General features: G+C 71.5%; 20 protein-coding genes. 18 read left to right on the top strand and 2 right to left on the bottom strand.

The genetic code is table 11. The features are described 5' to 3' along the window. The first annotated feature begins 10 nt into the window (after nt 1-10). A complete protein-coding gene (locus tag ASC98_RS05325; RefSeq protein ID WP_056808464.1) occupies nt 11-1,225 on the top strand; it encodes a GNAT family N-acetyltransferase in 1,215 nt (404 codons plus the stop codon). Here the strand turns inward: ASC98_RS05325 and ASC98_RS05320 are convergent, their stop codons facing one another. Together ASC98_RS05320 and ppa are read right to left on the bottom strand one after the other, a co-directional pair. Then, nucleotides 1,226-3,946 (bottom strand): pitrilysin family protein, encoded by a 2,721-nt coding sequence (locus ASC98_RS05320; protein ID WP_056808462.1) that lies wholly within the window; start codon nt 3,944-3,946, stop codon nt 1,226-1,228. A gap of 131 nt (nt 3,947-4,077) precedes the next feature. Further along, nucleotides 4,078-4,623 (bottom strand): inorganic diphosphatase, encoded by a 546-nt coding sequence (gene ppa, locus ASC98_RS05315; RefSeq protein ID WP_056808460.1) that lies wholly within the window; start codon nt 4,621-4,623, stop codon nt 4,078-4,080. 302 nt (nt 4,624-4,925) lie between these two features. On the opposite strand from ppa, the gene ASC98_RS05310 reads away from it, so the two are divergent. From ASC98_RS05310 to ASC98_RS05235, 17 genes are all read left to right on the top strand, one after another. Beyond that, nucleotides 4,926-7,115: a sodium-translocating pyrophosphatase gene (locus ASC98_RS05310; RefSeq protein WP_056808458.1), complete on the top strand. Its 2,190-nt coding sequence runs from the start codon at nt 4,926-4,928 to the stop codon at nt 7,113-7,115. A 298-nt stretch (nt 7,116-7,413) separates the two neighbouring features. After that, nucleotides 7,414-8,421, top strand: a complete 1,008-nt coding sequence (locus ASC98_RS05305; protein WP_056808456.1) for a sigma 54-interacting transcriptional regulator — start codon at nt 7,414-7,416, stop codon at nt 8,419-8,421. Between the two features lie 222 nt (nt 8,422-8,643). Next, a complete protein-coding gene (locus ASC98_RS05300; protein WP_056808454.1) occupies nt 8,644-8,862 on the top strand; it encodes a hypothetical protein in 219 nt (72 codons plus the stop codon). 57 nt (nt 8,863-8,919) lie between these two features. Further along, complete coding sequence (locus ASC98_RS05295) at nt 8,920-9,516, top strand: DUF4255 domain-containing protein (RefSeq protein ID WP_056808451.1); 597 nt, start codon at nt 8,920-8,922, stop codon at nt 9,514-9,516. Beyond that, nucleotides 9,516-10,334, top strand: a complete 819-nt coding sequence (locus tag ASC98_RS05290; protein ID WP_056808449.1) for a hypothetical protein — start codon at nt 9,516-9,518, stop codon at nt 10,332-10,334. Before ASC98_RS05295 ends, ASC98_RS05290 begins: the two co-directional genes overlap by 1 nt. A gap of 53 nt (nt 10,335-10,387) precedes the next feature. Continuing rightward, nucleotides 10,388-12,178 carry a phage tail sheath subtilisin-like domain-containing protein gene (locus tag ASC98_RS05285; protein WP_056808447.1) on the top strand — a complete coding sequence of 597 codons (1,791 nt, stop codon included), beginning with the start codon at nt 10,388-10,390 and terminating at the stop codon, nt 12,176-12,178. 33 nt (nt 12,179-12,211) lie between these two features. Next, nucleotides 12,212-12,655, top strand: a complete 444-nt coding sequence (locus ASC98_RS05280; RefSeq protein ID WP_056808444.1) for a phage tail protein — start codon at nt 12,212-12,214, stop codon at nt 12,653-12,655. A 17-nt stretch (nt 12,656-12,672) separates the two neighbouring features. After that, nucleotides 12,673-14,265 (top strand): phage tail protein, encoded by a 1,593-nt coding sequence (locus tag ASC98_RS05275; RefSeq protein WP_056808442.1) that lies wholly within the window; start codon nt 12,673-12,675, stop codon nt 14,263-14,265. Continuing rightward, a complete protein-coding gene (locus ASC98_RS05270; RefSeq protein ID WP_056808440.1) occupies nt 14,262-14,732 on the top strand; it encodes a phage tail protein in 471 nt (156 codons plus the stop codon). Before ASC98_RS05275 ends, ASC98_RS05270 begins: the two co-directional genes overlap by 4 nt. An 8-nt stretch (nt 14,733-14,740) precedes the next feature. Then, complete coding sequence (locus ASC98_RS05265; RefSeq protein ID WP_056808438.1) at nt 14,741-15,847, top strand: MGMT family protein; 1,107 nt, start codon at nt 14,741-14,743, stop codon at nt 15,845-15,847. 5 nt (nt 15,848-15,852) lie between these two features. Continuing rightward, entirely contained in the window at nt 15,853-16,020 is a 168-nt protein-coding gene (locus tag ASC98_RS30080; protein ID WP_157597911.1) for a hypothetical protein, read from the top strand. Between the two features lie 31 nt (nt 16,021-16,051). Further along, nucleotides 16,052-17,137, top strand: coding sequence for a phage late control D family protein (locus tag ASC98_RS05260; protein WP_056808436.1), 1,086 nt, complete (start codon nt 16,052-16,054; stop codon nt 17,135-17,137). A 15-nt stretch (nt 17,138-17,152) separates the two neighbouring features. After that, complete coding sequence (locus ASC98_RS05255; protein ID WP_235581179.1) at nt 17,153-17,836, top strand: phage baseplate assembly protein V; 684 nt, start codon at nt 17,153-17,155, stop codon at nt 17,834-17,836. A 5-nt stretch (nt 17,837-17,841) separates the two neighbouring features. Further along, a complete protein-coding gene (locus ASC98_RS05250; protein WP_056809184.1) occupies nt 17,842-19,407 on the top strand; it encodes a hypothetical protein in 1,566 nt (521 codons plus the stop codon). 9 nt (nt 19,408-19,416) lie between these two features. Beyond that, nucleotides 19,417-19,797 carry a GPW/gp25 family protein gene (locus tag ASC98_RS05245; protein ID WP_056808432.1) on the top strand — a complete coding sequence of 127 codons (381 nt, stop codon included), beginning with the start codon at nt 19,417-19,419 and terminating at the stop codon, nt 19,795-19,797. A 48-nt stretch (nt 19,798-19,845) separates the two neighbouring features. Continuing rightward, nucleotides 19,846-22,113: a putative baseplate assembly protein gene (locus ASC98_RS05240; RefSeq protein ID WP_056808430.1), complete on the top strand. Its 2,268-nt coding sequence runs from the start codon at nt 19,846-19,848 to the stop codon at nt 22,111-22,113. Beyond that, nucleotides 22,113-24,722 carry a phage tail protein gene (locus ASC98_RS05235; protein ID WP_056808428.1) on the top strand — a complete coding sequence of 870 codons (2,610 nt, stop codon included), beginning with the start codon at nt 22,113-22,115 and terminating at the stop codon, nt 24,720-24,722. The genes ASC98_RS05240 and ASC98_RS05235 overlap by 1 nt, the downstream gene beginning before the upstream one ends. The last annotated feature ends 33 nt before the right edge of the window (nt 24,723-24,755 follow it).

Genomic DNA, 24,755 nt, shown 5'->3' with positions numbered 1-24,755 from the left:
GACCCGCGATATGCCTGCGAAAAAGAGCTCGAAAGATTATGTCATCCGGGTCGCCGGCGACCCCGGCGAGATCGACGCCGCGCAGTGGAACGCGCTGCTCGATGCGCAGCCCTCGGCGGCGCCGTTCATGCGGCACGAGTACCTCGCGGCACTGCATGCGTCGGCGAGCGCGGTGGCCGAGACCGGCTGGATGCCGCAGTTCCTGCTGATCGAGGCCGACGAAGGGGAACAGCGCACGCTGGCGGCCGCCTGCCCGCTGTACCTGAAGGACCATTCGTACGGCGAGTACGTCTTCGACTGGGCCTGGGCCGACGCCTACCAGCGCCACGGCCTGCGCTACTACCCGAAACTGCTCAGCGCGGTGCCGTTCACGCCGGTCCCCGGCCCGCGGCTGATGGCGCGCGACGACGGCTCGCGGCGCGCGCTGCTGTCCGCGATGATGCGCATCGCGCACGACGCGACGCTGTCGTCGGCCCACGTGCTGTTCCTCGACGAACTCGACCAGCAGGCAGCGCGCGACACCGGCTGGATGATGCGCAGCACCGTGCAGTTCCACTGGGTCAACCGCGAACCGCAGCCGTACGCCGATTTCACCGATTTCCTCGCGAGCCTGCAGCGCGACAAGCGCAAGAAGATCCAGCAGGAGCGCCGCTACGTCGCCGAGGCCGGCGTCAGCTTCACGACCCATGCGGGCCGCGAAATCGACGAAGCGATGTGGGACTTCTTCTACCGCTGCTATGTCCGCACCTACCGCGCCCACCACTCGACGCCCTACCTGACGCGCGATTTCTTCGCCCGCATGGCCCGCACGATGCCCGAGAACTGGGTGCTGTTCGTCGCGTGGAAAGACGGCGAGCGCATCGCGGTGTCGCTGATCGGCGTCGATGCCGCGCGCGGCGTGGCCTATGGCCGCTACTGGGGCGCGACCGAGCACATCTCCTGCCTGCACTTCGAGGCCTGCTACTACCAGCCGCTCGCGTGGTGCATCGCGCACGGCTTCCGCCGCTTCGAAGGCGGTGCGCAGGGCGAGCACAAGATGGCGCGGGGCCTGCTGCCGGTCCAGACCTGGTCGGCCCACTGGCTGGCGCACCCGCAGTTCGCCGAGGCGGTCGGCGACTTCCTCGAGCGCGAAGGCTCGGCGGTCGAGGGCTACATCGACGAACTGAACGAGCGCCTGCCGTTCAAGCAGGCGCCCACCGCGCCAGCCGGCGGCGCGGCCGACTGATCAGGGCTTGAAGTCGCCCGCGAAGCCGCTGACGAAGGCGTCCGGCTTCACGTAGGTGCGCAGCGCGGCGTTCACCTGCTCCAGCGTCAGCTTCGACAACGCGTCGTCGACGCGAGCCGACACGGCGAAGGTGCGGCCGAGTTCCTCGTTGCTGGCCAGCGCGCCGCCCAGGTTGCCGTCCTGCGCCCGCGACAGGCGGCGGAAGGCCAGCAGCCCGCGCTGGCCTTCGGCCAGTTCCCGCGCGGTGAAGCCGTCCTTCAGCGCACGCGCCACCTCCTCCTTGAAGGCAGCCTCCACCTTCGGCTGGTTCTGCGGCGCGAAGATCGCGCTCGCCTGCCATTCGGAATGCGGCTCCTGGTTGTTCCAGCTGATGCGGCTGCGCACGTCGTACGACAGGCCGTCGGCCTCGCGGATGCGCTTCCACAGGCGCGAGTTGCCGCCCGAGCCAAGCAGGTAGTTGGCCATCATCAGCGCCGGGTAGTCGGCGTCGCTGTCCTGCAGCGGCACGCCCAGGCGCACCAGCATCGTCGCGTTCTGCTTGTCCGGCGTCGGCAACACGACGCGCTGGGGCGGGACCGGCACCAGCGGTTCGGCGACACGCGCATACGGTTCGCTGTTCTGCCAGTCGCCGAACGCGGCCTGCAGCGCCGCCTTGACGGCCGGCACGTCCATGTCGCCGGCGGCGCCGAACTCGCCGTGTGCCGCGCTGTAGAAGCGCCGGTGGAAGGCCTGCAGCTGCTCGCGCTTCAGGCCGCCGACGTCCGCCACCATCTCGTCGAAGCTGCGCACGTAGCGCACGTCGCCGCGCGGGTACGGGTTGCCGATGCGGGCGAGCGCGTTGTCGAGCACGCTCTCGGGCTCCTTGCGCTGCTGCTCGATGGCCGCGAGCGTCTGGCGCTTCAGCTCGTCGAGCGCATCGGCCGGCAGGCTGGCGTTGCGCAGCAGGTCGGCGACCAGCGCGATCGCCTGCGGCAGCGTCTCGCGGCGCGACAGCAGGCCGACGCTGACGCGCCCCGGCCCGCCGCTGACGGCCATCTCGGTCTTCAGCGCGTCGAGCCGGTCCTGCACCTGCTGGCGGGTCAGCGTCGCGGTGCCCTTGTCGAGCAGCGCGGCCGTCATGTCGGGCACGTCGTTCAGGCCGGACAGGCTCTTGTCGGTGCCGAAGTGCAGCGTCAGCGTCGCATGCACGGTGCCGCCGCGCGAGGCCTTGGGCAGCAACGCCGCCTTGATGCCGCCGACCTGGAAGCGCTGCGTGCGCTGGTCGATGTTGGCCGGCGAGCTGTCGAAGGCTTCGGCGGTGGCCAGGGCCTGCTGCGGCTTGAAGCTCTTGATCTCGGAAGCGACGTCGACCTTGGCCGGCGCCGGTGCGCGCTGCGGCTTGTCGGTCGGCAGGTAGGTGCCCAGCGTGCGGTTCGACGCGATGAAGCGCTGGTCGGCCACGCGCTGCAGGTCGGCGAGCTTCAGGTCGCGCACGCGGTCGCGCAGCAGGAAGAACAGGCGCCAGTCGCCCTGGGCCACCGATTCGCTGAGCGACACGCCCACCGTCTCGGGGTTCGTGAACGCCTGTTCCCAGGCCTTCAGCCACTTGCCCTGGGCGCGCTTGAATTCCTCGTCGGTGATCGGCTCGGCAGCGGTCGACTCGATGGTCGCCAGCAGCGCGTCGCGCGCCGGCTCGACCGCCTGGCCCGGTGCCAGCTGCGCGCCGAACAACGTGAAGCCCGGCTCGGCCAGCGCCTGCGCGAAACCGAAGGTGCTGGCGGCCAGCTGCTTCTCGGTCAGGCGCTTGTGCAGGCGGCCCGACGGCGTGTCGCCCATCACCAGGTCGAGCACCTCGATGGCGGGATAGTCCGGGTGCGCCGCCGGCGGCACATGGTAGGCCGCGAAGATCTGCGGCGTGCCACCGGAGCGCCGCAGCGTCACGCTGCGTTCGCCGTCCTGCGCCGGGTCCAGCGTGTACTGCACCGGCAGCTTGCGCGTGGGCTTGCGGATCTTGCCGAACGCGTCGCCGACCCAGCGCAGCACCTTGGCCGGCTCGAACTTGCCCGAGACGATCAGCGTCGCGTTGTCGGGCTGGTAGTACTGGCGGTAGAAGGCCTGCAGGCGCGGGATGTCGACGTTCTCGACGTCGGCCCGAGCGCCGATGGTGTCCTTGCCGTAGTTGTGCCACTCGTACATCGTCGCGACGGTCTTCTGCAACAGGATGCGGTCGGGGCTGTTCTCGCCCATCTCCATCTCGTTGCGCACCACCGTCATCTCGGTGTCGAGGTCGCGCCGCGCGATGAAGCTGTTGACCATCGCATCGGCCTGCCATTCCAGGTACCAGCGCAGGTTGTCGTCGTTGGCCGAGAAGCTCGCGAAGTAGTTGGTGCGGTCGAACCAGGTGCTGCCGTTCGCGGCCAGCCCGCGCTTGGTGAACTCGGACCACACGGTACGGTGCTTCGGCGTGCCCTTGAACAGCAGGTGTTCCAGCAGGTGGGCCATGCCGGTCTCGCCGTAGTTCTCCATCCGCGAGCCGACGTGGTAGGTCATGTTGACCGTGGTGGTCGGCTTCGAATCGTCGGGGATCAGCAGCAGCTGCAGGCCGTTGGGCAGGCGGTACTCTGCGATGCCTTCGACGACCTGGACCTTCGAGATGCCGGCCGGCAGGGCCTGCGCGGAAGCGGGCTGCACCAGCAGGACGCCGGCGACGACGAGAACGGCAGGCAGGAAACGATTCAGCATGGGCGGCTCATGGAAGCGAAGGGCGCAGTGTAGAGCGCCCTCCTCCGCGGAGGTTCCGCAAGGCCACGACCATGCAAAAGGGGAGCACGCGGCTCCCCTGGTCGTCGTGTCCGTTCGTGACGGCGTGTGGCTCAGGCCTTCGCGGCGGCAGCCTTCTGGTACGCGACCAGGCCGTTGCTGATCTCGGCCTTGGCCGACTCCGGGCCTTCCCAGCCGGTCACCTTGACCCACTTGCCGGCCTCGAGGTCCTTGTAGTGCTCGAAGAAGTGTTGGATCGCCTTCAGGCGCATCTGGTTGATGTCTTCGGGCTTCTGCCAGTGGGTGTAGATCGGCAGCACCTTGTCGATCGGCACCGCGAGCAGCTTGCTGTCGCCGCCGGCCTCGTCTTCCATCTTCAGCACGCCGATCGGGCGGCAGGTGACCACCACGCCAGGCGACAGCGGGAACGGGGTGATGACCAGCACGTCGACCGGGTCGCCGTCGTCGGACAGCGTCTGCGGCACGTAGCCGTAGTTGCAGGGGTAGTGCATCGCGGTCGTCATGAAGCGGTCGACGAACAGCGCGCCGCTTTCCTTGTCGACCTCGTACTTGATCGGGTCGGCGTTCATCGGGATCTCGATGATCACGTTGAACTGCTCGGGCGCCTTGGCGCCGGGGGGGACTTTGTGCAGGCTCATGAGGTTCTCTTGATGAAGACAGGGATCGCGAGGGATAACCCGGATTTTAGCCGCGCGCCCTGCCCCCGCCTTTCATGCGGCTGACGGCGCAGTCCGCTGGAAAACACCATGACGGGTTTCGTTGCCTTCAAGGCGGGTCATCCCGTAGCATGCGCCGCAGACCCGTCAGGGCTCGCTTGAGTACCTTCGTGCTGCGCACTCCGGTGTTCGCCCTTGGCGGCCCGGCGGGCTCACGCGGCCCTGTGCAGTCGGGCACGACTCTCGATTCCGATCATCAACGAACGAACGAGGAAGGAGACCTGATGTCCACGAACTTGGCGCTGTACTTTGCGCTGGCCTGCGGGATCGCCGCAGTGGTGTATGGCTTCGTGCAACGAAGCTGGATCCTGAGCCGCGACGCGGGCAACCCCCGCATGCAGGAGATCGCGGCGGCGATCCAGCAAGGCGCTGCCGCCTACCTCGCCCGCCAATACAAGACCATCGCCATCGTGGGCGTGGTGCTCGCGATCCTGATCGCGATCTTCCTTCCGATCACCACCGCGATCGGCTTCGTGCTCGGCGCGGTGCTGTCGGGCGCCTGCGGCTTCATCGGCATGAACGTGTCGGTGAAGGCCAACGTGCGCACCGCGCAGGCTGCCACGCAGGGCATGGCACCGGCGCTCGACGTCGCCTTCAAGGGCGGCGCGATCACCGGCATGCTGGTGGTGGGCCTGGGCCTGCTGGGCGTCACGATCTTCTTCCTGTTCATCACCGGGAACGGCACGGCCGCGCCCGACAACCTGTCGGCGGTGCTGAAGCCGCTGCTCGGCTTCGCGTTCGGCGCGTCGCTGATCTCGATCTTCGCGCGGCTGGGCGGCGGCATCTTCACGAAGGGCGCCGACGTCGGCGCCGACCTGGTCGGCAAGGTCGAGGCCGGCATCCCCGAAGACGACCCGCGCAACCCGGCGGTGATCGCGGACAACGTGGGCGACAACGTCGGCGACTGCGCCGGCATGGCCGCCGACCTGTTCGAGACCTATGCCGTCACGCTGATCGCGACGATGGCGCTCGGCGCGCTGATGGTCGCGCAGGCCCCGATGCAGGCGGTGATCTACCCGCTGGTGCTCGGCGGCTTCTCGATCATCGCGTCGATCATCGGCTGCAGCGTCGTGAAGGCGACGCCCGGCATGAAGAACGTGATGCCGGCGCTGTACAAGGGCCTGATCGTCGCCGGCCTGATCTCGCTGGTCGGCTTCTTCTTCATCACGAAGTACGCGATGCCCGACGACGCGCTCGGCGCGGGCACGCAGATGCGGCTGTTCGGCGCCTGCGTCGTCGGCCTGGTGCTGACGGCCGCGATGGTGTGGATCACCGAGTACTACACCGGCACCGACTACAAGCCGGTGCAGCACGTCGCGCAGGCGTCGACCACCGGGCATGGCACCAACATCATCGCGGGGCTCGGCGTGTCGATGCGCTCGACGGCCTGGCCGGTGGTCTTCGTCTGCATCGCGATCCTGGTGTCGTATGCGCTGGCGGGGCTGTACGGCATCGCGATCGCCGCCACCTCGATGCTCAGCATGGCCGGCATCGTCGTCGCGCTCGACGCCTACGGGCCGATCACCGACAACGCCGGCGGCATCGCCGAGATGGCCGGGCTGCCCGACAGCGTGCGCGACATCACCGACCCGCTCGATGCCGTCGGCAACACGACCAAGGCGGTCACGAAGGGCTATGCGATCGGCTCGGCCGGCCTCGCGGCGCTGGTGCTGTTCGCCGACTACACGCATGCGCTGACGGCACGCGGCATGACGGTCAGCTTTGACCTGTCGGAGCCGCGCGTGATCGTCGGGCTGTTCATCGGCGGGCTGATCCCGTACCTGTTCGGCGCGATGGCGATGGAGGCGGTGGGCCGGGCCGCCGGCGCGGTCGTCGAGGAGGTGCGCCGCCAGTTCCGCGACATCAAGGGCATCATGGACGGCAGCGGCAAGCCCGAGTACGGCCGCGCGGTCGACATGCTGACCACCGCGGCGATCAAGGAAATGATCATCCCCAGCCTGCTGCCGGTGATCGTGCCGATCGCGGTCGGCATGCTGCTCGGCCCGGCCGCGCTCGGCGGGCTGCTGATGGGCACCATCGTCACCGGCCTGTTCGTCGCGATCTCGATGTGCACCGGCGGCGGCGCGTGGGACAACGCGAAGAAGTACATCGAGGACGGCCACCACGGCGGCAAGGGTTCCGATGCGCACAAGGCGGCCGTCACCGGCGACACCGTCGGCGACCCGTACAAGGACACGGCCGGCCCGGCGGTGAACCCGCTGATCAAGATCATCAACATCGTCGCGCTGCTGATCGTGCCCTTGCTGCCAGCCAGCATGGCCGCGAGCACCGCCGACGCGATGCAGCAGCACGGGGCACCGACCACGATGGCGGCGAGCGCGCCGGCGCCGGAGGCGACCGCCTCGGGTGCGGCGCTGATCGTGGCACCGGCGGCATCGGCGGCCAGCCAGTAGCGTCACGCGACGGTCATGTGCCCGAAAGCCGGCAGCAGGTTGCCGGCTTTTTCGATGCCCCACCCAGTCACGGGGTGCGGGCCGCTTCATCCCTACTGTGAAGGATTTTGCGCGGGGAGCCGGCGCCTAAACTGAAGGCTCGCACTCAGTGATCTGGCACCTGCGTCGCGCACTGGATGGCCTCGGGGGGCATCCGTGGCGCACGCGCAATCCGTACCGCCACCGCCATGGCAGCACTTTGGCACGCTGAGCGCTTCGCCCGTCACGCGACGACAACGAACGCACCCGTGCCCGTGCCATGCTGAGTCCTGCTCCATCCAAGCTCATCGGCCGATCGCCGCCCTTCCTGCACGCGCTGGCGTTGATGGAACGCATGGCGCACTGCGAGGCGCCGGTGTTGATCCAGGGCGAAACCGGGACCGGGAAGGAACTCGCCGCACGGGCCATCCACTACCACTCGGCGCGACGCGAAGGCCCGTTCGTGCCGTTGAACTGCGGTGCCGTGCCCGAGGCGCTGATCGAGAGCGAGCTGTTCGGTTGCGAGCGCGGTGCCTTCACCGATGCCAGGCAGGCGCGCAGCGGGCTGGTGGCCGCGGCCGTGGGCGGCACGCTTTTCCTCGACGAGCTGGATTCGCTGCCGCTGCGCGCGCAGGTTTCGCTGCTGCGCTTCTTGCAGGACTACCGCTACCGGCCGGTGGGGGGCACGCGCGAGTGCACGGGCGACGTGCGCATCATCGCGGCGGCCAGCCCGCGGCTGAACGAGATGCTGAACACCGGCGCCTTCCGCGACGACCTGGCCTTCCGGCTCAACGTGCTGCTGCTGGAGATGCCGCCGCTGCGCGAGCGTGCCGGAGACGCCCGCATCCTGGCCGACCATTTCATCGCGCGTCACGCGCGCCAGCACGACCGGCCGCTGCGCCGGCTGCATGCGCAAAGCCTTCGCTGGCTGGAAGCGTATCCCTGGCCCGGCAACGTGCGCGAGCTCGACAACCGGGTGCAGCGCGCCTTGCTGTTGTCGGACGATGAGGAGCTGCTCCTCGATCCGGGTGCGATGCCTGCGGCGCGGCCCGCGGCGGCGGATGCGCACGACGACACCGTGCATGCCTTCAACGAAGCGCGCGAGCGCGCGCTGCAGTGCTTCGAGCGCGACTACCTGCAGCGGCTGATGCAGGCGACCGACGGCAACGTCACGCACGCGGCGCGGCTGGCGGGCAAGGAACGGCGCTCGCTCGGCAAGCTGCTCAAGAAGCACGGCATCAAGGACGACCCGCTCGTCGCGCCGCTGCATCCTTCGTCCGGCGCCTGACCCGGGCCGGTCCACGCCGGCCCCACCAGCGGGTCAGCCCCGCCGCAGTGGGTCGCCACAGACGGGTCGGCGCCGCCCCACCCGCCCGCCACCCAGCCAGAAACAGCAGACGAATCAATCACTTGCGATCAGGCGAGCGATGGCACGCCTCTCGCAATGAAGTGCAGGAACTCTGTTGGAGATGTCTTGTTCGACGAGGCGGGGCCGAGGACACGGCGCGCAATGCAGGCCATCGAGGCCTGGCTGGCACGCCACCCATCCGCCGCCGACACCGAACAAGGCATCCACGAATGGTGGTTGCCCGACATGGGCGTGCACGTGCCCCGGCCCGACCTGCGACTCGCGCTCGATGCGCTGGTGCAGCAAGGCCGGCTGCAACGCGACACGCTGCCGGACGGAAGCGCGGTCTACCGTGCCCCCGCCGCGTCGAGCACCCCCTGACCGGCAGCCCCGACAACGCCTCGACGGAGACAGCCCCCGCGGCAATGCGAAAGCAGCATGGCGAACATCCAGGCCATCCACTCGGTGGGTCATTCGATCGTGACCTACCTGCGCAACACCTATCCCGCCACGGTCGGTGCCCTGCCCATGCCCGGCTGCGGCTTCGCGCTGCTGTCCTCCGGCGAACTCGAAGCGCCGCCGGACGACACGGTGCGTCTCACGCTCTACCTCTACCGCGTGACCGTCAACGAACACCAGCGCCAGCAACGCCCCGACCGCATGTCGCCCGACCAGCTGGCGCCGCTCGGCCTCGACCTGCACTTCCTGCTCACCGCCTGGGCCGGCACCGCCCAGGACGAGTTGCTGCCGCTCGCCTGGGCGATGCGCCAGCTCTACCAGCACCCGCTGCTCGATGCATCGTCCCTGTCGCCCGAAGCCGGATGGGGCCCGGAAGAAGTCATCCAGATCATCCCGTCCGAGCTGTCCACCGAAGACATGATGCGCATCTGGGATGCCTTCGAGCCGGCCTACCGCCTGTCGGTCTCGTACGTCGTGCGGCTGGTGCGGCTGGATCCCGACAGCTTCGCCGACGCAGCCCCGGTGGTCGCCAGCCGCTTCGGCTACGGCCCGGCCTCGCCGGCAGGGATGCGGTGATGGTCACGCTGCTGATGCGCGAGATCGAACGCGTCGAACGCCGCGTGCTCGGCGCCGTCAGCTTCGTCGACGCCAGCACCCGCGTGCGCGTCGACGGCCTGCTCGATGCCCGCATGGACGGCGCCCGCCTGCAGCGCAACCGCAGCGGCCTCTACGTCATCGTGCAGGCCGACGCCGCCGCACTGGCCGCGCATGCCGACGCGTTCGAAGCGGCTCCCGCCCTCCCCGCGGCCGGCAGCGTCACCCTCACGCTGCGCGTCGACGACCCGTCCGGCCGCTACCTGGCGCGCAGCTTCTCGGTCGCCCTGCCGCGCGACCCGCTGCCCGCCAACGCAGCGCAGCCCGATTCGCTGTTCCGCGCCATCGAGGTCCCGCTGTACCCCGCCGCGGCCGCGGCCGTCGGCGCCAACTGGTCGGTGCTGCGCATCGCGGTGCGCGAGGGCATCAGCGGCGATGCGCTCGGCGGCACGCTGCTGATCGTCACGTCGGGCGGCAACACGCTGGCGCGCGGCCTGAGCGACTGGCGCGGCGAAGCGCTGGTCGCCGTGCCCGGCGTGCCGGTGACCACCTGGTCCGACGCCCCCGGCGCCGTGGTCGTCAGCGAGATCAATGCGCAGGTCGAGGCCGTCTTTCCCGGCAGCGGCGGCACGCGCACCAGTGCTGCGCAACTGCGGGCCGGTCGCGCGCCGAGCCCGCTGCCCCGGATCGATCCCGAGGCCGTCGAGGCCCAGCGCGCCGCGCTGCCGCGCAGCGTGCAGGCGCTGGCGCTGGCGGCGGGCCGCTCCCAATCCCTTTCCCTTGTGCTGGCACTGCCATGAAGGCCGCACGCCAGTTTTGTCAGACGTTCCCCTTCATGCAAAGGAGATAGGCCATGCCTGAATACCTGGCACCCGGCGTATACGTTGAGGAAACCAGTTTCCGCGCCAAGTCGATCGAGGGCGTGGGCACCAGCACCACCGCCTTCGTCGGCCCGACCCGCCGCGGCCCGATCGGCGGCACGCCCGAGCTGGTGACCAGCCTGCCCGATTTCGAGCGCATCTACGGCAGCCTGCAGAACCTCGCACTCAGCGACGTCGCGGCCGCCGAGTTGCGGCTCAACTTCGTCGCCCATGCGGCGCGCGCCTACTTCGACAACGGCGGCTCGCGGCTCTACGTGGTGCGCACCTCCAACGGCGCCGCCTCCGCCTCCGGCCGGCTGCGCGACGGCGCAGGCACTGCCGCCGAAGACGTCTTCGTGCGCGCCCGCATCGCCGGCCTGGCCGGCAACGGCACGCTGCGCCTGCGCGAGAGCGGCCGTTCGGCCACCGTGCTGTCACTGGGCACCGCGCCCGACGGCAGCATGTTGCGCATCGTGGTCGGCGGCGCCACCACGCTCTACCTGAAGACGGCCGGCATCTGGGCCGACAGCGCCGCCGCCCCGCTCTCGCTGGTCGACGGTGGCAACCCGCTGCCGCCCGGGGCCACGCCCGGCGGCGCCGGCGCGGTCGCCGAGCTGCTCTCGCTGTCGGTCGAGTTCGCCGATGCCGACGGCTATGTCCAGGGATGGGACGAGCTCGGCTACGGCAGCGCCCACCCGCGCTATGTCGGCGCGCTGCTGTCGCTGAACCCGCCGGCGCGCAACGATGCACTGAACAACATCGTCTGGTTCGACGTCGGCACCGCCGTCAGCGCCTTCGAACTGCAGGCTGCCGCGATGGCGCTGCCCGCCCTGGCCGGCAGCGGCGACCCGCGCCCCGCGCTGGCGCTGGCCGGCGGCACCGACGGCGCGGCCCCGATCGCCGGGGCCGAGACCACGGCGGGCACCTACGCTGCCGCGCTGGCCGTGCTGTCCGGCCTGGAAGACGTCTCCATCGTCGCCGCGCCCGGCTCCACCGCCTACGCCGACGGCCCGGCCATCCAGGCCGCGCTGATCGGCCATGCCGAGCGCCGCCGCAGCTACCGCATCGCGGTGCTCGACTCCGCAGCGCGCCAGACGCCGGGCGACGTGCGCGTGGCACGCGGGCGGATCGACTCGAAGTACGCCGCGCTCTACTACCCCTGGGTGATCGTCTCCAACCCGCTGGCCCGCCCGGGCCGCGACGACATCCCGAAGGAGATCGCGCTGCCGCCGTCCGGCTTCGTCTCCGGCATCTATGCGCGCAACGACGTCCAGCGCGGCGTGCACAAGGCGCCGGCCAACGAGGTCGTGACGGGCGCGCTGCGCTTCGAGTCGGACATCAACTTCGCGCAGCAGGAGTTGCTGAACCCGCTCGGCGTCAACTGCCTGCGCTACCTGTCGGGCCGCGGCTACCGGCTGTGGGGTGCGCGCCTGGCGTCCAGCGATCCGGAATGGAAGTACGTCTCCGACCGGCGCTATTTCAACTACCTCGAGGCCTCGATCGACCGCGGCACGCAGTGGGCGGTGTTCGAGCTGAACGGCGAGCGCCTGTGGGCCAACGTGCGGCAGACCATCTCCGACTTCCTCTACAACGAGTGGCGCAACGGTGCGCTGCTGGGCGCCAATGCCGAGGAGGCCTTCTTCGTGCGCTGCGACCGCAGCACCATGACGCAGAACGACCTCGACAACGGCCGCCTGGTCTGCCTGATCGGCGTGGCGCTGATCCGCCCGGCCGAGTTCGTCATCTTCCGCATCGGGCAGAAGACCGCCGACGCGCGGTCCTGACGACGTCCCCCATCCGCACAGGAGCCCCTCACCATGGCCAACAGGACCACGCCCTACGGCGCCTTCAACTTCGTCGTCAACTTCGACGGCGGCGAGATCTTCGGCGGCTTCTCCGACGTGTCGGGGCTGGGCACCGAAGTCACGGTGTCCGAGTACCGCTTCGGCAACGACAAGGAGAACCACGTGCGCAAGGTCGCCGGGGTCCACAAGGTTTCGGACGTCACGCTCAAGCGCGGCATCCTGAACTCCAGGACCTTGTTCGACTGGATCGCCACCGCCCGCACCAAGGGACCCGATGCGCAGAAGAGCGTCACCATCACGCTGCTCGACGAATCGCAGAAGCCGGTGCAGGCCTGGGTGCTGCGCGGCGTGATCCCGATGAAGTACACCGGGCCCACGCTGGCCGGCAAGGGCGGCGGCGACGTCGCGATGGAAGAGGTCGTGCTGTCGGCCGAGGCGCTGGAACTCAGCGTCTGAACGCCACGGTCCGCACCATGAGCCTCGCCTTCGAACCTGCCACACCCGCGCTGCAGCCGCAGGTGCGCCGTGCCGACGTGGCCTGCTTCATCGGCCACGTCGCCCGGCGTGCCGGCCAGCCGCTGCCGGCGACGCTGCGCGACCAGTTGCGCCTGGCCGGCTGGATCGACGGGCCGTGGCAGCGGCCCGCGGCGCAGGTCGAGAGCCTGCTGAACCTGCCGGTGGCGCTGGACAGCTGGCAGCAGTTCGACCAGCTCTACGCGTGGGACCGGCGCGTGCTCTCGCCCGACAGCCCGCAGCGTTGCGCGACCTACCTGGGTGCGGCGGTGCGCAGCTTCTTCGCCCGCGGCGGGCGGCGCGCCATCGTGCTGCGGGTCGGCGACCCGTGGGACTACCTGGAAAGCGCGGCGCAACGGCTGGCCGCCTCGGGCACGCGGCTGGCGCGGCTGCTGCCGGCCATCTCGGCGGCCAACCCGCCGTTCTCGCCGTACGCACCATCGACCTGGCAAGGCATCCAGCACCTCTACGGCCTGCGCGACACCAGCCTGCTGCTGTTGCCGGACCTGGCCGATGCCTGCAGCCACGTGACGCCCGCACTCGAGGCGGCACCCTTCGTCGCGCCGGCGCCGGAGGGTTTCGTCGAATGCAGCACCGACGAGCCGGCGGCGGTCGACACGCGGCTGCAACGGCTGGCGCCGCCGGAGCTCGACCTCGCCGGCTACACGGCATGGATGGGCGCCGTCTCGCAGGCCCGCGCCTTCCTTGCCGCGTGGCAGCGCGAGATCGTCTTCCTCGGTGCCCTGCCCTTGCCGCACCTCGACACGCAAGGCGGCAGCGGCAGCGGCCTGGTGCACGCGCAGGCCGACATGCCGGCGTGGCTGACGCGGCTCGGCGTGTTGCGCACCGACGGCCTGCCCGGCGATCCGCAGGCCGCCAGCGCCTTCGTGCAGCTGGCCTGGCCGTGGCTGCGCACGCAGGCGTCCGGCAGCGACCTGCCGGGCGGGCTGGAGTCGCCCGACGGCGTGCTGGCCGGGCTCGTCGCTTGCGGGGCGACGCGCCGCGGCTGCTTCCGCTCGGTGGCGGGCGACAGCTCGCTGCCGCTGCTGCGCGACCTGGCCTCGGCCGTGCCGCAGCCCGCCTGGGGGCTGGGCGACGACAACCCGGACGTGCAGCTCGCACGCCATGTCTGCCTGTTCGCGCAGGCGCCCGACGGCTGGATGCTGCAGTCCGACGTGACCACGTCGCCGAGCGAGGCCTGGCGCTTCGGCGGCGCGAGCCGGCTGATCGGTGCCATCCGCCGCAGCGTGCGCGCCGACGGCGACGTGCTGGCCTTCGACCTGAACGGCCCGACGCTGTGGGCGCAGCTGCAGCGCCAGGTCGAGGACCTGCTGCTGGGTTTCTGGGACGAGGGCGCCTTCGCCGGGACCAGCGCCGCGGAGGCCTTCGAGGTGCGCTGCGACCGCGGCACGATGAGCCAGGCCGACCTGGACGCCGGGCGATTGATCGTCGAGATCAGCGTGCGGCCTGCGGCTTCGATCGAACGCATCACCGTCGTGCTGAACCTGGGCAACATGGCCGCGGCTTCCGATGCCTTGAGGGAGGCGGCATGAGCATCGAGACCGAAGCCCCGCTGCACGTCTTCCGCTTCGAGCTGTCGTTCAAGCGCGTGGACAGCGGCCAGTCCGGCGCCATCAGGGTGTGCGGCGGCGCGTTCGCCGAATGCAGCGGGCTGGAGGCGACGATGGAGCCCAAGCTGATCAAGTCCGGCGGGGTCAACTACGGCTCGACGCAGCGGCCCGGTGCGGTGAGCTTCGCGACCGTCGTGCTCAAGCGCGGCATGACCAGCACGCGCGACCTCTACACCTGGTTCCAGCTGGTCGGTGCCGGTGGCCATGCCTTCCGGCTCGCGGCCCAGATCGCGGTGCAGAACAGCGCGGGCGCCACCGTCATCACCTGGGGGCTGGACCGCTGCCTGCCCGTCAAGTTCAAGGCCGCCGACCTGAACGCCAAGGGCACCGACGTCGGCATCGAAGAACTCCACCTGGCGCACGAAGGCCTGCGCCTGCTGCTCGCCTGAGGACGACCATGCCCTGGCTTCCCGCTCCCCGCGCCATCGCCGCTGCGACCTTCAAGATCCTCGAAGGCAGCGGTGCCGGCGGCACGCCCTTCAAGCTGCAGTTCAACCCGGCGTCGCTGGAATACAGCATCAGCACCGAGTTCGACGACCGCAACGCGAACAACGGCGCGCGCCAGTTCGTCAAGAAGTCGAGCGCCAAGCTGACGATGACGCTCGTGTTCGACACCACCGACACCGGCAGCAACGTGCGCGAGGTCACCGCCAACATCGCGGGCCTGCTGAAGCCGGCCAAGGACGGCAGCAAGAAGTTCGCGCCCAAGGTCGAATTCGGCTGGGGTGCCTACAGCTTTGCCGGCGTGGTGGAGCAGTTCAAGGAAACGATCGACTTCTTCTCGGCCGACGGCGTGCCGCTGCGCTCGAGCATCAGCCTGACGCTGGCCAGCCAGGAGGTCGAGTTCCAGAGCAGCAAGAGCCCGGCCCCGGCGGTGGACCGCAAGGCCCAGCCGGAGCCGGTGAGCGCGCCGCCGGGCCGCGGTGCCGCCGACGTGGCGAATGCGCTCGGCGACCCCCGGGCGGCGCGTGCGATCGCCAGCGCCAACGGTGCGGCGAGCCTGCGCTTCGGCGCCGGTGCCTCGCTCGACGTCGGCGGAAGCATCAGCCTCGCCGCGGCGGCGGATTTCTCGGTGGGCGCCAGTGCCGGCCTGTCGCTCGGCGCCGGCATCGGCGCGAGCGCGGGGGTGGGCATCGGCGGCGGCATCGGCGGCGGTATCGGTGGTGGCATCGGTGGCGGGCTCAGCGCCGGGATCGGTGGCGCGGTCGGTGGGGGCATCAGCGGCGGGCTGGGCGGCAGCTTCGGTGCCGGCATCGGCGGCAGCGCCGGCCTGTCGCTGACCAGCACCGCCGGGGCGTCCTTCAGCGGCCTGCGCGTCAGCGCCGGCGTCGCGCCCGGCGTCAGCGTGTCCGATGCACGCGCCGCGCTGCTGCCCGCGCCCGGGTTGGCCGGCGCCGCGTCCTTCACGGCCGGCGGCCGGGCCGTCGTGCAAGGCGGCGGCAGCCTGTCGGCCCAGGTCGGTGCCGATGCCGACCTGCATGCCCGCATCAACTTCGGAGCCTGACCCCCATGGCCATCACCTTTGAACACGTCTCGGCCGACATCCAGCGCGACCCCGCGGCCGAGTCCACCCCGGCGCCTGCGGCGCCGGCCGCGCAGCCCGACGACCTGCGCGAGCCGTTGCAGCAGTGGCTGCGGCTGCGCGACGAGCGCCTCGCCCGCCTCTGTGCCGACTGACCCCCGCGCTGCGAACGAACCCGAGCCCGCCATGTCCGAAACCAGCCTCAGCCGATCCGCGATCTTCAGCGCCCGCCCGACGCTGCGCCTGGGCGGGCAGCCCGACGAGCGGCTGGGCACCTTGATGACGGCCTTGCGGATGGAAGAGTCCGAAGGCGGCATGAGCACGCTGGAGCTGCACCTGGTCGGATGGGTCGCCAACGGCGACGGCAAGGCCGAACTCGCCTTCGACGGTAATTCGACGCTGAAGCTCGGCGCCGAGATCGCGGTCTACAGCGGCGACGAGGCCACCCCGCGCGAGATCTTCAAGGGCCTGGTCAGTGCGCTCGAGATGGTCTGCAACTACGGCTCGCCGCCGGAACTCGTGGTGCTGGCCGAGGACGGATTGACCGCCGCGCGGCGCGGCCGGCGCAGCAAGGTCTACGCCGACATGTCGCCGGCCGACGTGGTGAAGGCCGTCGCCGACGGGCTGGGCCTGACGGCCGGCGTCAGCGGCCTCGCGGCGCCGGTGTCCACCTGGGCGCAGTTGAACGAGACCGACCTCGGCTTCCTGCGCCGGCTGCTGGCGCGCTTCGATGCCGACCTGCAGGTGGTGGGCCGGCAGCTGCAGGTGGCGCCGCGGCAGGATGCCAGCCGCGGCAGCATCGACCTGACGCTCTACAGCCAGCTGGCCCGCGTGCGCGTCTGCGCCGACCTGGCGCACCAGGCCACCGCCGTCAGCATCGCCGGCTGGAACGCCCGCGAAGGCTCGGCCGTCCAGGGCGAGGCCTCGAGCCTGGCCAACGCCGGCCCGGGCCGCGGCAAGAGCGGCCTGGCCTGGGCGAAGGACGTCTTCGGCGCGCGGCCCGAGCACCTGTCGACACCGGCCGTGGCCAGCGCTGCCGAGGCGCGTGCGGTGGCCGAGGCGGCACTGGACCAGCGTGCGCGCCGCTTCGTGCGCGCCGAAGGCCTGGCCGAGGGCAACGCGCAGTTGCGGGTCGGCGCGAGCGTCAGGCTCTCCGGCATCTCGCCGCAGTTCGACAACAGCTTCTACGTGGTGCAGGCCTGCCACCTGTTCGACATGAAGCAGGGCTACCGCACCGAGTTCAGCGCCGAGTGCGCCTGGCTGGCGGGCTGAGCGATGAAGCGCGACATGCCCTTCTCCCCGGCATCGCTGCTGGCCGGCGCCGGCAACGGCCAGCTGGCCACCGTCAGCTCGCTCGACGACCCGCTGCATGCCAACCGGGTGCAGGTCAGGCTGCTGGCCTTCGACGACGTCGCGCAGCAGGATGCGCCGATGTGGGCGCGCGTGGTCGCGCCGTTCGCCGGCGACGACCGCGGCTGCTGCTTCCTGCCCGACGTGGGCGACGAGGTGCTGGTGCTGTTCGTGCAGGGCGATGCACGCTTCCCGCTGGTGGTCGGCGGGCTGTGGAACGGGGCGGCCAAGGCGCCGGCCGCCGTCCAGTCGGGCGGGCGCAACCGCTACAAGCGCATCAAGTCGAAGAACGGCATCGTCGTCACGCTGGACGACCAGGACGGCCAGGAGACCCTGCAGCTCGAAACCCCCGGCGGGCAGAAGCTGACGCTGAAGGACGGGCCCGGCACGGTGACGCTGGAAGACAGCAACGGCAACAGCATCAAGCTCGAAAGCGCCGGCATCACGGTGAACGCCGCCGCCAAGGTGACGGTGCAGGCGGCGAACGTCGAGGTGTCGGCCGGCATGGTGAAGGTGGATGCGGCGCTCTCCACCTTCTCCGGCATCGTCAAGTGCGAGACGCTGATCACCAATGCCGTGATCAGCAGCAGCTACACGCCCGGCGCGGGCAACGTCTGGTGACCCCCATGCATGCGACCCACACCATCCTGATCGGCGCGCCGCGCGACCTGCCCGGCCGCGGTGCCAAGCCTGCGATCCTGCAGCGCAGCGACGAGGACTTCCTGCCCGCGACGCTGGACGACCTGCGCAGCGCCGCCGGCCGGGGACGGCTGCAGGCCCTGGCCGCGAAGGCCCGGGATTCGAAGGGGCAGCTGAAGCTGTTCCAGCCGATCCAGCGCCAGTTCCACATCGCCCTGACCGAGGCCTGGTGCGACACCCCGGGCACGCCGCGCGTCGACCCGGCCCGCGTGGCCGGCGCCGGCATGGTGGTGCGCCGGCTGGACGCGCAGGGGCGGGCCGAGGGCTGGATGCGATCGAAGGGCCGCGTGCGCGGCTGGCTGCCGCTGTCGCGCGTGGGCGGGCCCGACCGCGACCCGGTGGCCGCGCAGCGGCTGCAACTGGGCCTGAGCGGCGTGGCCGACATCGACCGGCAGCTGGCCGGGATCGCGCGGCTGAACGACGACAGCCTGCTCGAGGAGCACGTGATCGCGATGTACCTGGCGCCGCCCGATGTGTGCGGCGATGCGGGCAAGACGCTGTTCTACGGCATCGTGCCGACCATCAGCAGCGAGCTGTCGGAGGCCGACGCGGTGTTCGAAGCGGCGCCTGGGGTGGATTTCGGGCCGCAGTCGGATGCGTTCCGCAAGCACCTGGTGCTGGCCTTGAATGGCGAGGCGATGGCGCTGCCGTTCACCGGCCAGCCGCTGAGTCCGGGCTGGTTCGCGCTCAGCCAGGCGGCCGGTGCGGACGCGACGCTGGCGCGCTTCGTGTTGCTGCTGCGGCAGCTGGGCACCGAGTTCAACCTGTTCGACGGCGGCAGCGAGGTGGCCGCGCTGAAGCAGGCGCTGCATGGCATCGCGTTGCCGCTGGTGCGCCGTGGCAGCGAGGCGCAGCGCCATGTCCAGGCCGATGATTTCCTGGCGCGCGCCCACGCCATCGTGCTGCAGGGTGGCAGCGTGCCGGGCGGCGCGGAGATGCCGTCGACCTGGCCGGCCCTGCCGGCGCCGGTGGCCGCCGCGCTGCGCAGCGCGCTGCATGCCGCGATGGTGGCGCGTTTCGCGGCGATGAAGGGCAAGCAGGGCCGCTTCGACGAGCCGGCGGCGCGCTATGTGTTGCGTGCCTTCGTGCGGCTGAAGGCGGACGGGCCGTGTCCGTCGCGCATCGTCTGGGGCGAGGCCAGCGAGCCTTTCACGATCGCGCCCTGGTACGAGGGCGCCGGTGCGGCTCCGGTGCAGATCCCGTTGCCCGACCCGGGCGACAAGAACCTGATGAACGCCTTGAAGCCGAACGTGGCGTTCGTGGTGCCGCCGTCGCTGCAGAGCCTGCTGGGGGGCGCGACCAAGGACATCCTGGACGGCAAGGGCACGAGCAGCGGGCTGGGGCTGACGTGGATCTGCGGCTTCAACATCCCGATCATCACGATCTGCGCCTTCCTCGTGCTGAACATTTTCCTGACGCTGTTCAACCTGGTGTTCGGCTGGCTGTTCTTCATGAAGATCTGCCTGCCGTTCCCGAAGATTCCGCCCAAGTGAGGTGATGCGATGCAGCCGCTGATCGGATGGCCCTTGCTGCCCTTGCCCGACGAACACGGCAGGCTGCAGTGGCCGGAGCTCGCGACGAGCGCGCGCGATGCGATCCGCATCATCCTCAGCACGCGCCCCGGCGAGCAGCTGATGCGCTCGGAGTTCGGCGGCGGGCTGGACCGCCTGCTGCATTCGCCGAACACCGTGGCCACGCGGCGCGAGATGCGCGACCTGGTGCGCGACTCGCTGGCGCGCTGGGAGGGCCGCATCCTGCTCGACGGCGTCGAGGTCTGGGAGGTCGACGGGCAGCCGAGCCAGGTGCGGGTCGAGATCGGCTACCGGCTCGCGCGCACCGGGGCGCCGTCGGCGATGAACGTCACCGTGGACCTGGAGGCGTGATGCAGGCCTCGCCCACCGAATGTTGGCCCCTGACGATGGATCACTGACATGCCGATACTTCCACCCTCACTCGACGACCGTCGCTTCGACGACCTCGTCGACGACCTGGTCGCCCGCATCCCCGCCCACACGCCGGAGTGGACGAACCCGCGACTGGGCGACCCCGGCCGCACGCTCATCGAGCTGTTCGCCTGGCTCGGCGACGCGCTGCTGTACCGCGCCAACCTGGTCCCCGAACGCCAGCGGCTGGTCTTCCTGAAGCTGCTGGGCATGGGCCTGCAACCGGCCCGCCCGGCGCGCGGCATCGTCTCGCTCGCCTTCGCGCAGGACAGCGAGCGCAGCGCCTGCACGCTCGCGCCGCAAGGCCGCCTCAAGGCCGCCCTGCCGTTCGAGACCCTGTCCGAAACCACCGTGCTGCCGATCAGCGCCGAGGCCTACCTGAAGCGCCCGCTGTCCGCCGCCGAATCCGCGCGCCGCAGCGACATGCTGCAGGGCCTGGCCCGCATCCACCGCATCAGCGGCGCCCTCAAGGCCTACGAGACCACGCCGGTGTTCGCCGGTGGCCGCGCCCAGCCCGCCGGCATCGACGTGTTCGGCAGCAGCGCCGACCGCGCGCTGTGGATCGCCCTGCTCGCCCCGCGCGCCGAAACCCCCGCCGACCAACCCGCCACGAACAGCGCCGTCAAGGCGGCCCTCGGCGGACAGGATGTCGGCCTGCCCGCCCTGCTCTCGCTCGGCATCGTCCCCGCCCTCGCCACGCCCACGCTCGACACCGTCGCCAGCACGCCGACACCCGTGCCGGTGCTGTGGGAGATCACCACCCGCGGCCGCAACGACTTCGAGACCGACTACCTCACGCTCGCCATCGACGGCGGCAGCGACACCAGCCTCGGCCTCGCGCAAGCCGGCACGCTGCGCCTGCGCCTGCCCGACGAGAGCCTGATCTGGGCGCCGTCGAACGACGTCGGCGTCAACGCCCGCGCCGGCGTCGGCGACGTGCCGCCGCGCCTGGACGACCCCGACCGCGCGGCCCGCCTCGTCGCGTGGCTGCGCCTGCGCCCGAAGCCCGGCGAACCGGTCCAGCACCTGTCGCTCGCCTGGCTCGGCATCAACGCCGTCGAGATCGACCAGCGCAGCAGCCTGGCCGGCCGCGTGCTCGGCGTCTCCAGTGGCGCCGGCGACCAGGTGTTCCCGTTGCCGCAAGGCTCGGTCGACGCCGACACGCTGCGCATCCAGGTCGAGGAGCCCGGCCGCGGCTACCAGGACTGGACCCGCGTCGACGACCTGGCCGCCATCAGCGCCGACCCCGACGTCGCCCGCGAAGCCGCCGCCTACCAGCTCGACGCCGAAGCCGGCACGCTGCGCTTCGGAGACGGCGTGCGCGGCCGCCTGCCGGAAGCGCAGATGCGCGTGCGCCTGGCCTTCGGCCGCTTCGGCGGCGGCCGCGCCGGCAACCTGCCCGCCGGCTCGCTGGCCGAATTGCAGGCGCTGCAGATCGACGGCCGCAACGCTCCGCCGATCAAGGTGCTGCAGCCGCTCGCCCTCGCCGGCGGCGAAGACGCCGAAACCCTGCAACTCGCCGAACGCCGCATCCCCGCTCGCCTGCGCCACGGCGACCGCGCCGTCACCGAAGACGACTACCGCCGCCTCGCCCTCGCCGCACCGGCGGTCGACGTCGGCCGCGTCGAGCTGCTGCCGAAGTTCAAGCCGCGCGAACGCCGCTTCGGCGTGCCGGGCGTCGTCAGCGTGATGGCCCTGCCCGCCGCGCCGCTGGGCCCGGCGCCGAACCCGCGTCCCGACCGGCCCTTCATCGAGCGCCTGCACGCCCACCTGTCGGCACGCACGCCGCTCGCCACCGAGCTCTACGTGATCGGCTGCGACTACGTGGCGCTCGGCCTCTCGGTGGCCGTCACGCTGCGCGACGGCTTCGCGCGCGACAAGGTGCTGCTGGACGTGCGCGAAGCGCTGCGCCGGCTGCTGTGGCCGCTGCCCCCCGGCGGCATCGGCCAGGCCGGCTGGCCGCTCGGCCGGGCGGTGCGCAGCCGCGAGCTGGAGGTGGAGGTCGCGCGCGTCGACGGCGTCGACGAACTGCGCGGCCTCAACCTGTTCCAGCGCAACGGCAACGACTGGCAACGCCTGCCCTCGATCGCCGCCGACGGTGCGCAGGTCCTCACGCTGCAGGCCTGGCAGCTGCCGGAGCTGCTGTCGGTGATCGCCGTCGACGGCCCCGGCGCGCCGAACGACCTGCGCGCGCTGCCCAACCCGTTTGCCGACGCCAGCGCCGTGGCGGTGCCCGCCGTGCCGGAGCTCTGCTGATGGACAGCAACGGCCTGCGTTTCTGGCTGCTGGCGGAGGCGGCGCATTTCCCCGCGCTGCAGCACGCCACCTGGGATGCCGGCTGCCGCCTGCTGCGGCTGGCTTCCGAGCGCACGCTGCAGGCCGTGCTGCCGGCCGGCCCGGCGCAGGCCGCTGCCGAACTCGCACTGGACCAGGTACCGCGCGCCATCGACGCGCTCGAATGCGTGGCCCGCTGGGACAGCGGCGCGGTGCGCGTGCACAGCGCGCTGCCGGGCGACGTGCCACTGCTGCCGCTGCCGGCCGCCCCGACGGACCTGTGCAGCACGCCGGACGGCGTGCTGTGCATCGCGCAGGCCGACGGCATCCTGCTGCACGACCTGCGCGCACGCTGGCCCGACACGCCGGTCGCGCTGGCCGGCTTCGCGCCGTGGCGGCTCGCCGCGGCGCCCGACGGCACGCTGTGGGCACTGGAGCGCGGCAGCGGCCGCCTCGCGCACCTGCGCGGCCGGCCGCTGCGCAGCCCCGCGCCGCAGCCCGGCGACTACGACGGCCGCGTGTTCCGCCCGAGCCCCGAGAACGGCTGCGCGCCGCAGCTCGCACTGGCCGGCGAGCTCGCCTGGCCCGCCGACGAACAGGCGCTCGCGCTGGCCTGCGACAGCGCAGGCACGCCGCTGCTGCTGAGCTGGCGAGGGATCGACGGCACGGCCTGCGTGCGCCGATTGCAGCTCGACACCGGGCGGCTCGGCGCCCCGCTGATCGCCAGCGGCGCGAACTTCGCCTACGCCATCGCCAGCCTGGCGCCGCAACGCATCGCGCTGCGCGTTCCGGGCCGCCAGGACGCACCGGCCTTCGACCTGTCGGCCGCCGATGCCGATGGCCGGCTGATGCCGCTCGGCGAGGTCTATCCGCTGGCCGGCGACGCCATCGAAGCGCCGTTCGCCAACGGCAGCATCGCCCCGCCGCACTACCCCGCCGGCAACGCAGGCGCCGAACCGCTGCATGCCTTGTCGCTGAACCAGCTGGCGCGCCGTGGCGAAGCCGCCAACCATGCCGCTTCACCGGCCGGCCTGGTGGCCCACGCGATCGACAGCCGCGACACCACCACCGTGTGGCACCGCCTGGTGGCGGAGGCGGCCATCCCCGACCACTGCGGCTTCGTCGTGTGGCTGGCCGCCACCAACGAGCTGCAGGCGCCGCCGGCCGACGACCGGGTCGCGTGGCAGCCGCATGGCTTCGGCCGCGACATCGCGAGCCTGGACGAGGCCCTGCAGGCCCCGCACGTGCCGCGCGCCGCCTGGGACCGCGCGCCCAGCGAGTTGCCGCACCACCCCGGCCTGCTCGGCGGCGAGCCCGAGCCCGACGTGCGCGGCCTGTTCTCGGTGCTGATCCAGGACAGCCGCCGACGGGTCCGCTCGCTGGTCGGCCGCTACCTGTGGGTGCGCATCGTGCTGCATGGCGACGGCCGCACCGGCCCGGGCATCGCCGCGTTGCGGGCCTGGGGCAGCCGGCTGTCGTATGTCGACCGCTACCTGCCGCGCCTCTACCGCGAGAGCCTGTTCGGCGACGCGGCCCAGGCCCCCGGCACGCCCAGCGGGCAGATCGAGGCCGGCTTCGGCGCCGCGCTCGATGCCGCCGGCGCGCCCGACGCAGCGCTGCGCGAGCGCCTGGCGCTGCTGCCGGTGACCCTCGGCGACGCCGCCCGCATCACGGTCGAGCGCGCCGGCCAGGCATGGTTGCTGCGCGACGGCGCCCTCGCGTGGCGCCTGGTGCTCGAAGCCGGCGCGATCGCCCTCTACCGGCCGCGCGCGACGCCGTCGGACTTCAACGCGCGGCTGCTCGCCAACTTCGAAGGCGTGCTGACGCAGCTGGAGGACCGCGTCGCGTCGGCCCACCTGCTCAGCGACCCCGATGCCACCGGCGAAGACCATCTGGAGTGGCTGGGCGGCTGGATCGGCGTCGCCTTCGATCCGGCCCTGCCGAGCCGCGCCCGGCGCGACTGGCTGCGCGCCGCACCCGATCTCGCGCGCTGGCACGGCACGCGCAACGGCCTGCGCCTGGCACTCGACGTCGCCACCGGCGGCGGCGTGCGCTCCGGTGCGATCGTCGTGGTGGAAGACTTCCGCTTGCGCCGCATCCTCGCGACGCTGCTCGGCGTCGACCTGTCCGACGAACACGACCCGCTGCTGCCGGGCCTGGGCCGCAGCGGCAACTCGATCGTCGGCGACACCTTGTTCGTCGGCGACCAGGAGCGCGTCGAGCTGCTGGCACTGTTCGACGCCTCGGTCGGCAACAACGCCGAAGACGCCGCCGCGCTGAATTTCTACGAACGCCTGGCGAACCGCGCCACCGTGCTGGTGCACCAGCAGGTCGAGGCGCAGGACCTGGCGCTGATCCGCCGCATCGCGCAGCTCGAAGCGCCGGCGCACGTCGACGTGCGCGTCGCGGTCGCGAGCTGGCCGCTGCTCGTCGGCGTGTCCAGCCTGGTCGGCGTCGACACCTTCCTCGGCCCGCCGCGCACGCCGCAACCGGTGCGGGTGCAGCGTTCGTCGCTCGGCAACGGCGACCAGACGATCGGCCGGGCCGTGCTGGACCCGCGGCTGGCCGGCACCGCGCTGCCGCCGCCCTGAATTTCCACCCCCTCCGCCTCATCAAGGTCACCC

The sequence above is a fragment of the Rhizobacter sp. Root1238 genome (assembly GCF_001425825.1).
GTDB lineage: Bacteria > Pseudomonadota > Gammaproteobacteria > Burkholderiales > Burkholderiaceae_C > Rhizobacter.
Note: the sequence above shows the minus strand (reverse complement) of the source record. Positions and strands in the feature narration are given on the sequence as shown.